The organism is Streptomyces sp. NPDC127084, assembly GCF_042724175.1.
Classification (GTDB): domain Bacteria; phylum Actinomycetota; class Actinomycetes; order Streptomycetales; family Streptomycetaceae; genus Streptomyces.
In genome coordinates, this window is the sequence record NZ_JBHXFA010000031.1 from 17,479 (window position 1) to 26,262 (window position 8,784).

Below are 8,784 nucleotides of genomic sequence, written 5' to 3' on the forward strand. Positions count from 1 at the left end.
TCTCTCTCTCCGCGGGTGTGTGGTTCGCTCTGTCCTCTCCCCCCGCGCGGGCGCGGGGGGGGCGCGCGCCGGGGGCGCGGGCCCCCCCCCCCCCCCCCCCGGCGGTGGGGTTCTGGTTTCCCCCCCCAGGCCCGCGAGCGCACCCACCACCGTGCCGTTGATCCGGATGAACTGGAGGTCGCGGCCGATATGGGCCTCGATCTTGCGCGAGGTGTGCTCGGCATCCCAGCTCGCGACCGTGTCGCTGATCAGGGAGGTGATCTCGGTGCGGTACGTCGTGACGACATACGCCGCGGCCTCCTCGACCCACCCCTCCAGCTTCCGCTGCAACCGCCCGTCCGTGGCCAGCCGGGCGCCGAAGGTCATCAGCGAGGCGCGGGCACGCAGCCGCAGCTCGCTGCGTTCGTCATCCGCGGCAGAGATGATCATGGTGCGTACGGAGGCCCAGGCGGAAGCGATGACGTCCTGCACCTCGGAGCGCCCCAGGAAGTCCGACTTCATGCGCTCCACCCGTGCACGGGTGTCCGTGTCGGCCTGGAGATCGGCCGCGAAGTCAGCGAGGAAGCGGTCGATCGCGCCGCGCGCCGGGTGCCCCGGGGAGTCGCGCATCTCGGTGACGAAGCGCAGCAGCTCCTTGTAGACCCGATCGCCGACCTTCCGGTCCACGAATCGCGGAGTCCAGCCGGGGGCGCCGCCCTGGACCGCGTCCATCACCGAGTCGGCGTGCAGCACCAGCCAGTCGTGGGCGCGGGCGCAGATCAGGTCGACGCCGCGCCGGTGGGCGCCATCGGCGACGATCTTGTCCAGGGTCTTGCCGATGCCAGGGGCGATCTCGGCGGCCTCCGCGCGGCGGGTGATCGCCTCACCGACGACCGCCTGGACGTCGGAGTCGCGCAGCACGGTGAGTGCCCCGCGCAGCGCGGTGGACAGCTCCGACGTGACCCGGTCGGCGTGCGCGGGCTCGGCGAGCCAGGCGCCGACCCTGCCGCCGAGCTGGAGGGACCGCAGCCGGGCCCGTACGACGTCGGCCGACAGGAAGTTCTCGCCGACGAATGAGCCGAGCGAGGCACCGAGCTGATCCTTCTTGGTGGGGATGATCGCGGTGTGCGGGATGGGGATGCCGAGCGGATGCCGGAACAGCGCGGTGACCGCGAACCAGTCGGCCAGGGCGCCCACCATGCCGGCCTCGGCCGCCGCCGCCACATAGCCTGGCCAGCCCTCGACCCCGGCGTTCTTCGCCCAGGTCGCCAGCACGAAGATCAGCGCGACGAAGAGCAGCAGACCGGTCGCGGTCAGTTTCATCCGGCGCACACCGCGGCGCTTCTCCTCGTCGGCCGCGGTGTACGCGAACGAGGCCAGCGGCGCGACCCTGGCCCCCGCCGCGGCACGCGGGCCCAGGGGCGAGCCGGGCGCCGTGCCCGGCGGGGGGGTGTCCGATGACGTGCCCGGCGGGGTGTCCGGCTGGACGCCTTCAGTACGTTTCATCCGCTCCACCCGTCCGCGTACGTATCGTCCCTTCCTTACCTGACCGACTCCCGGGGCGCATGTCGAGTTCCCGAGCCAGGCCCCAGGTAACCCTGAAAGATCACCTAAGGGACGGGGTCGGCACAGCTCGGGGTCGGGCTATTCCAGGCTGCCGCGCGCCTCGCGGCGTTCCGTACGGCGCTGCTCGCGCTTCTCCAGGCGGGCGCGGCGGCGGGCCTCCTTCAGCCGGAGCTTGTCGGCCTTGCGGAGTTTGCGCTCCACGCCCACCCCGCCCAGCAGGGCGAAGCCGGTGACGATCACACGCGGCGAGTCCGGGGCGATCTCGGCGGTGGCGGAGCGGTGGTTCTCGGCGAAGCCGCCCATGAAGCCGAAACCCTGGACGTCCACGTGCAGGTCCGGTGGCACGGTGACCTCGATACCGCCCATGACCGTGATGCAGCGGATCACGGTCTCCCGGTCCTCGAAGCTCGCCTCGCGCAGATCGATCTCCCCGCCCGCCATCACCGCGACGGCGGTGAACCGGCGGCCGACGGTCCAGGTCCCCTTGCGCCCGAAGCCACCCCAGAAGGCGAACCCGCCCCGGGAGCTCGCGGGCCTGCCGATACGCTGCGCCCACGGTGCGTCGCCTCCCACCGGGACCGCCCCCGGTGCGGTGGGCCGGTCCGGTGCGGGCACCAGGTCCGGCGCCGGCGCCGGAAGGTCCCGTACCAGCGGCTCCAGCTCGCCGTGCGTGCGCGCCTTGTACGCGGCGTCCAGCCGCTCGCCGAACTCCTCCATGTCCAGCCGGCCTTCGGCAACCGCATCGCGCAGACGCTCGGCGACACGTTCCCGCTCGGCGTCGGAGGCGCGCATGTCGCGTATCTCCGGAAGATCGCTCGTCATACGAGAAGGGTAATCAAGGGGCGGGGGCTCGAACACGCGGTTGCGACGCGGAGGTCGTATCCGCCGAGGTGCGGGCGTTCACTCCAGAGGGCGATATAGGTGTACGCCACGATGAAGCCGAAGACGGTGATGGTGAACACTCCCGCGGCAGTGGCCATGCGATAGGTCGCATAGCGCCGGAACGCGCCCGCGACCACGACTCCGTAGAGCCGCACAGCGGCCTCCCTCAGCTCATCGACACCAAAGCGCCCGACCGTAGCTCCAATGGGGTCTGCCACGCGACCGTATTTCGGGTCGCCGGTACGGGGCTTGTCGGCTTGCGCAGCACAAGCCGGGCAGTATGGGCAAGAAGCGCCATAACGGATGAATCACCCCATACAGCAGATACGGCCGATACAGCCGATACAGCCCCACAGAGCAGCGTCCGCGACCAACGGGCCGAGGAGTCCCCACCGATATGAGCGACGAGCAGGCACAGCAGCGAGTCACCGCCGTTCAGGACCCCTGGGGCCACAACGGGCACACGGGCACCGGGACCAGCGGGGACGAGGACACAGGCACCCAGGTCACGGGGGCACCGGCCGACCCGAAAGGCACCCGCGGGAAGAACCGCAGAACCCGCACCCCCCGCACCGGGCCGCGCCGCCTCATCCCCACCTGGCGGATGCTGTTCGGCGCCGTCCTGATCACCGGACTGCTCCTCGTCGGCGGCTTCATCGCCGGCTACCTGCTCGTCCACATCCCCCCGGCCAACGCCCTCGCCCTCGCCCAGTCGAACGTCTACCTGTACGCCGACGGCACCACCCAGATCGTCCGGGACGGCGAGATCAACCGCGAGAACGTCGAACTGGCACAGGTACCCCGAACCGTCCAGCACGCCGTACTCGCCGCCGAAGACCGTGACTTCCACACCGAACGGGCCGTCGACCCCCTGGCGATGATCCGCGGCGGCTGGAACACCCTCACCGGCAAAGGCAGGCAATCCGGCTCCACCATCACCCAGCAGTACGTCAAGAACTACTACCTCGGCCAGGAACAGACCGTCACCCGGAAGGTGAAGGAATTTTTCATCGCGATCAAACTCGACCGCGAAGAGAGCAAGAGCCACATCCTGCAGGGCTACCTCAACACCAGCTACTTCGGACGCAACGCCTACGGCATCCAGGCCGCCGCCATGGCCTACTACGGCAAGGACGTCTCCGAACTGGACACCGCCGAAGGCGCCTACCTCGCATCCCTGCTCAACGCACCGAGCGCGTTCGACGTGACCACCCGCCCCGACAACAAACCCGCCGCCCACGCCCGCTGGAACTACGTACTCGACGGCATGGTCAAAGAACACTGGCTCGACCCCGCCGAACGCGCCGCCATGACCTTCCCCGAACCGGGCCCGGCACACCCCGCCACCGGACTCTCAGGACAACGCGGCTACATCGTCCAAGCCGTCGAGGGCTACCTCGTCAGCCACGGCGTCATCGACGACAACGCCCTCGCACACGGCGGCTACCGCATCGTCACCACTCTCCAGAAACCCAAGCAGGACGCTCTCGTCCGAGCCGTCGACCGGCATGTGATGGCTCACCGCAAACCCGGCCGGGCCGCCGACCGCCACGTACGCGTCGGCGGCGCCTCCATCGACCCCGCCACCGGAAAGGTGGTCGCCATGTACGGAGGCGTCGACTACACCAAACAGTTCGTCAACAACGCGACACGACGCGACTACCAGGTCGGCTCCACCTTCAAACCCTTCGTCTTCACCGCCGCCGTCGAACACCGCTCCCGCACCGAAGACGGCCGCCACATCACCCCCGCGACCCTCTACGACGGCACGGACCAGCGCGAGGTACTCGGCCCCGACGGACCCATCGGCTACGCCCCCGAGAACGAGGACAACCGCTCGTACGGGCCCATGACCGTCAGCGCCGCCACGGACTCATCCGTGAACTCGGTATACGCCCAGCTGGCGCAGGACGTCGGCCCCGCCCGGGTGAAGCGGACCGCCATCGCCCTCGGCATCCCCGCCGGCACTCCGGACCTGACCGCGTACCCGTCCATCGCCCTCGGCGTGGCCACCCCGAGCGTCCTCGAACTGGCGGAGGCCTACGCCACCCTCGCCAACCACGGCAGACACCGCACGTACTCACTGGTCGAAAGCATCAGCCGGGGCGGCGAAGAGCTCAAGCTCCCCGAACTGAAGAGCGAACAGGCCATCAGTCGCGAAGCCGCCGACACCACGACACTGATGCTGCGCAACGTGGTGGAGGAAGGCACCGGCGCCGCGGCACAGCAGGCAGGGCGCCCGGCGGCCGGGAAGACCGGCACGGCGGAAGACGACAAAGCCGCCTGGTTCGCGGGCTACACACCCGAACTGGCGACCGTCGTCGCCGTGATGGGCCAGGACCCCGACACCGGCGTGCACAAGCCGCTCTACGGCGCCCTGGGATTCGCCAGGATCAGCGGCGGCGGCCCCCCGGCCCGGATCTGGGCGCAATACACCGCGGACGCCCTGAAAGGCCGGCGAGCCACCGACTTCGACCTGCTGCTCGACGAGGAAACGAACGAAGAACTGGACCACGAGGCACCCTGGCCGATGGACGACGAGCCCTCCGGACGTGAGCGCTACCACGAACGCGGCGACAACCGCGGCGACAGCCGCGACGAAGAGCACGCCGAAGACACCCACGACGAGGACATCGTCCCCATGGCACCGCCGGCCCCCCGCCGCCCCACCGGCAGCCCCGCCCACGAACCAGGCCGCCGACCGCACACACCGCCCCCGGCCGGCACCGCACCCGGCGAAGGCGACTGGACAGTCCTCCCCGGATTCCCCCCACGGCGATGAGGTGACGAGGCGATGACACGCCACGCACTGCCTACCACCGCTCGACCGCTCGACCGCTCGACCGCTCGACGCTCCGAGCTAACGCCCCGACGTCGCCTTCAAACCCACCACGGCCACCAGCAGCAACACCACGAAGAAGACCCGCGCGGCAGTCACCGGCTCACCCAGCACCACCATGCCGAACACCGCCGCACCCGCCGCGCCGATACCGACCCACACGCCATACGCCGTACCGATCGGCAGCGACCTCGCGGCAACGGACAGCATCAACATGCTCGCGACGATCCCGGCAGCGGTGAGAACACTCGGCCACAGCCGGGTGAAACCCTCCGTGTACTTCAAGCCGACCGACCAGCCGACCTCAAGCAGACCAGCCACCAGCAACAGGACCCAGGCCACGACAGGAACCTCCGAGACGACACGGATACGGAGTGCGTCGTCTTTGCCTGCCCGGTACGGCGCGTCTCGTCGGGTACCGACACCGTACCAACCCCCGCCACCACACCCACCGCAACGCCGGGAGGGCCTGACGACCCCATTCGCCAGGCCCTCCCGGCCAAACCTCACTCACCCGCCGCTACAGATACAGCCCGGTCGAATCCACGCCGCCCTCGAACCGGTCGGCGGCCACCGCGTGCAGATCGCGCTCCCGCATCAGGATGTACGCGACCCCGCGCACCTCCACCTCGGCACGATCCTCCGGGTCGTACAGCACCCGGTCCCCCGGCTCCACCGTACGGACGTTCTGCCCGACCGCGACCACCTCGGCCCAGGACAGCCGGCGACCGACAGCGGCCGTCGCCGGAATCAGGATCCCGCCCCCGGAACGCCGCTCCCCCTCCGGGGCATCGGACCGGACCAGCACCCGGTCATGCAGCATCTTGATCGGCAGTTTGTCGTGCGTGTTCTCGCTCACAAGCACGAACCTACCTGTCCCGCCCCAGACCGCATCCCGCCGGGGTCGCAGCCGGTCACGCCTTCCGCTTCCTGGCGGACAGCGCCAGCAACCCGACGACACCCGCGACGGCGAGAGCCGCCGGCACCACACGCTCGAGCCGCGGCGCACCGTCATGGTGCACAAAGCGCGCCTTCACGTCCGTGAACAGCCGGTTCGCGGCGACGAACGCACGCCCCGCCGTCTGGTCGACGGTCGCGGCGACCCTGGCCTTAGCATCCCCGATGATCGTCTTGGGGTGCACCCGCACACCGATCTCATCGAGCGTCTCAGCCAGCAGCTCGCGGCGGCGGACGATATCCGCCTCGATCTGCGCAGGGGTCCTGGAATCCGACACTGCGCCGCCTCCGTGGTCGTATCCGTATGTCTTCGTCAACTGCTACGTCATCGACAGTCTGTCAGCTCGACGCACGCCACACCCCATGGCACCCCTATTACGCTCGGTGCCGTACGTCCGTCCCCCTGAGGAGAACCGAGAATGAGCGAGCGACTCCAGCCCGGCGACACCGCCCCGGACTTCACCCTGCCCGACGCGGACGGCAACGAGGTCTCGCTCGCCGCCCACAAGGGCCGCAAGGTCGTCGTCTACTTTTACCCCGCCGCCCTGACCCCCGGCTGCACCAAGCAGGCCTGCGACTTCACCGACAACCTGGACCTCCTCGCGGGCGCCGGCTACGACGTGATCGGCGTCTCCCCGGACAAGCCGGAGAAGCTCGCCAAGTTCCGCGAGAAGGAGCACCTGAAGGTCACGCTCGTCGGCGACCCGTCGAAGTCCGTCATGGAGGCGTATGGCGCCTTCGGTGAGAAGAAGCTCTACGGCAAGACCGTGACCGGGGTGATCCGCTCGACGATCGTCGTGGACGAGGACGGCAAGGTGGAGCGCGCGCTGTACAACGTGAAGGCGACCGGGCATGTCGCCAAGATCATCAAGGATCTGGGCATCTGATCCCCTGGCGATGACGGCGGATGGTCACGCCCCATATGCGGGCGGTTACCACCGGTAACCAGGTAGTTTAAACGGGAGATGCCGCGGAACCGCGGCCGGGACGGAGGGGGCAGGCATGCCGGACAGTCCTTACACGCGTGAGCGGCTGGCAGAGGCGGCGAGGTCGTCGCGGTCGCTGTCGGAAGCGCTGGTGAAGCTGGGGGTCGATCCGAAGGGTGCGTCGCGGGAGTACCTCCGCAAGCGGATGAAGCGGCTGGGCATCGACACCTCGCACTTCGAGCGGGATGCGGCGCGCTGGACTCGGGAAATCCTGGAGTCCGCGGTCGCCGCCTCGACCAGCATGGGCGAAGTGCTCCGCCGACTGGGACTGGATGTCGTCGGCGGCTGGCACACGCACATCAGCCGCAGAGTCCGCGCGCTGGGCATCGACACCTCGCACTTCACCGCGATCCGGCGCACAGAGAACATGCGGGAGAACCACCGCCGTCGGTCGGCCGAGGAGATCCTGGTCGATCAGGATCCGGCACGCGCACGCCGGATCCCGGGTGATCGCCTCAAGAAGGCGCTGATCGCGATGGGCATGGTCGAATGCTGCGCGCTCTGCAGTGCGGAGCCGGTGTGGCAAGGCCAGCCGCTGCCTCTGGAAGTCGACCACATCAACGGGAACTGGCGCGACAACCGGGCTGAGAACCTCCGGCTCCTCTGCCCCAATTGCCACTCCACCACGGATACTTACCGGGGGCATGGCAAAGGTCGCAGCCGATGAGCGCGGGCGGGCGGTACCCACGCGAGCTGCTGGCCGAGGCGGCTCGATCCTGCCATGACATCGACGAGGTCATCGCGTACCTCGGGGCCCGCCCGTACGCGAATCTGGGCCGGTACCTCTTTGCACGCTTCGCTCACCACGGCATCGATGTCTCCCACTTCCGTCGCCTGCGGCGCGGCTACCGGCGAGGGGGTCCGCAGCCTTCCACGGCGGAACTCCGGCAGGCAGTGGCGACCGCTCTCTCTCTTACCGAGACCCTTCGTCACCTCGGACGACCGGAGAACTCCAGCCAGAGGGCGCTGCTGAAGTCGTGGATCGCTAAGGACCGTGTCGACACCAGCCACTTCCTGGGCCAGGCGCAACAGCGCGGGAAGCCAGGCCCGACCCCGGCTCGGCGGGCCGAGGACGTCCTAGTCAAGCACGACGGCAAACGGCGCACTGGCACAGCGGCGTTGCGCCGGGCCCTCCACGAAGTGGGCGTTCTGGAGCAATGCGCCAGGTGCGGCATTGGACCTATGTGGCATGGAAAGCCGATGACGCTGGAGGTCGACCACATCAACGGCGACTGGAGCGATGACCGTGCCGAGAACCTGCGCCTCCTTTGCCCCAACTGCCACGCGATCACAAGCACCTGGTGCCGGGGAGGTGCCCGTCGGGAACTTACTCGACACCCCGTCCCGTCCGCTTGAGTCGTCCAGCGCGCTACTATGACTCGCGGCTGGCGGCCGTGGCGGAACTGGAAAGACGCGCTGGGTTTAGGTCCCAGTGGGGTAACACCTGTGAGGGTTCGAGTCCCTCCGGCCGCACCTCCAAGCCGAATGCCCGGCACGCGGTTGGCGGTCCGCGCCAACGGGGTCACTGCACCACACCCCACGAGCAACCATAACACCGGCACCAGCGCCCAGAAG

Annotated in this window: 9 protein-coding genes, 1 tRNA gene, 1 pseudogene and 1 riboswitch; of the genes and pseudogenes, 5 read left to right on the forward strand and 6 right to left on the reverse strand. The window is 69.1% G+C overall.

What is annotated here, in order from left to right:
* From ACFWI9_RS10245 to ACFWI9_RS10255, 3 genes and pseudogenes are all read right to left on the reverse strand, one after another.
* A partial coding sequence (locus ACFWI9_RS10245) for a DUF445 domain-containing protein (protein ID WP_387160493.1) occupies positions 1-1,485 on the reverse strand: 1,485 nt, incomplete at its 3' end.
* A gap of 138 nt (positions 1,486-1,623) precedes the next feature.
* Complete coding sequence (locus ACFWI9_RS10250) at positions 1,624-2,367, reverse strand: DUF1707 domain-containing protein (RefSeq protein WP_387160494.1); 744 nt, start codon at positions 2,365-2,367, stop codon at positions 1,624-1,626.
* 41 nt (positions 2,368-2,408) lie between these two features.
* Positions 2,409-2,582 (reverse strand): annotated as a pseudogene (locus ACFWI9_RS10255) (ABC transporter permease); the annotation flags it as partial.
* A gap of 242 nt (positions 2,583-2,824) precedes the next feature.
* On the opposite strand from ACFWI9_RS10255, the gene ACFWI9_RS10260 reads away from it, so the two are divergent.
* Positions 2,825-5,209, forward strand: coding sequence for a transglycosylase domain-containing protein (locus tag ACFWI9_RS10260; protein ID WP_387160496.1), 2,385 nt, complete (start codon positions 2,825-2,827; stop codon positions 5,207-5,209).
* Between the two features lie 78 nt (positions 5,210-5,287).
* On the opposite strand, the gene ACFWI9_RS10265 is transcribed toward ACFWI9_RS10260, so the two are convergent.
* From ACFWI9_RS10265 to ACFWI9_RS10275, 3 genes are all read right to left on the reverse strand, one after another.
* A complete protein-coding gene (locus ACFWI9_RS10265; protein WP_387160497.1) occupies positions 5,288-5,608 on the reverse strand; it encodes a DMT family transporter in 321 nt (106 codons plus the stop codon).
* A gap of 31 nt (positions 5,609-5,639) precedes the next feature.
* Positions 5,640-5,702: riboswitch (guanidine-III (ykkC-III) riboswitch) on the reverse strand.
* Between the two features lie 84 nt (positions 5,703-5,786).
* Positions 5,787-6,125: a co-chaperone GroES gene (locus ACFWI9_RS10270; RefSeq protein WP_338676976.1), complete on the reverse strand. Its 339-nt coding sequence runs from the start codon at positions 6,123-6,125 to the stop codon at positions 5,787-5,789.
* Between the two features lie 55 nt (positions 6,126-6,180).
* Positions 6,181-6,501 carry a DUF3618 domain-containing protein gene (locus tag ACFWI9_RS10275; protein ID WP_387160498.1) on the reverse strand — a complete coding sequence of 107 codons (321 nt, stop codon included), beginning with the start codon at positions 6,499-6,501 and terminating at the stop codon, positions 6,181-6,183.
* Between the two features lie 141 nt (positions 6,502-6,642).
* Between ACFWI9_RS10275 and bcp the strand changes: the two genes are divergently transcribed.
* From bcp to ACFWI9_RS10295, 4 genes are all read left to right on the forward strand, one after another.
* On the forward strand, positions 6,643-7,110 hold the full coding sequence (bcp, locus tag ACFWI9_RS10280) for a thioredoxin-dependent thiol peroxidase (protein ID WP_387160500.1): 468 nt from the start codon (positions 6,643-6,645) through the stop codon (positions 7,108-7,110).
* A gap of 115 nt (positions 7,111-7,225) precedes the next feature.
* Positions 7,226-7,876: an HNH endonuclease signature motif containing protein gene (locus ACFWI9_RS10285; protein ID WP_387160502.1), complete on the forward strand. Its 651-nt coding sequence runs from the start codon at positions 7,226-7,228 to the stop codon at positions 7,874-7,876.
* Positions 7,873-8,565, forward strand: coding sequence for an HNH endonuclease (locus ACFWI9_RS10290; protein ID WP_387160503.1), 693 nt, complete (start codon positions 7,873-7,875; stop codon positions 8,563-8,565). The genes ACFWI9_RS10285 and ACFWI9_RS10290 overlap by 4 nt, the downstream gene beginning before the upstream one ends.
* 32 nt (positions 8,566-8,597) lie before the next feature.
* A tRNA-Leu gene (locus ACFWI9_RS10295) sits at positions 8,598-8,682 on the forward strand.
* Positions 8,683-8,784 lie beyond the last annotated feature (102 nt).

Bases quoted from the DNA above. Each gene is read 5' to 3' on its own strand.
- ACFWI9_RS10250 (WP_387160494.1), bottom strand. From the start codon at position 2,367: ATGACGAGCGATCTTCCGGAGATACGCGACATGCGCGCCTCCGACGCC.
- ACFWI9_RS10260 (WP_387160496.1), top strand. From the start codon at position 2,825: ATGAGCGACGAGCAGGCACAGCAGCGAGTCACCGCCGTTCAGGACCCC.
- bcp (WP_387160500.1), top strand. From the start codon at position 6,643: ATGAGCGAGCGACTCCAGCCCGGCGACACCGCCCCGGACTTCACCCTG.
- ACFWI9_RS10285 (WP_387160502.1), top strand. From the start codon at position 7,226: ATGCCGGACAGTCCTTACACGCGTGAGCGGCTGGCAGAGGCGGCGAGG.
- ACFWI9_RS10290 (WP_387160503.1), top strand. From the start codon at position 7,873: ATGAGCGCGGGCGGGCGGTACCCACGCGAGCTGCTGGCCGAGGCGGCT.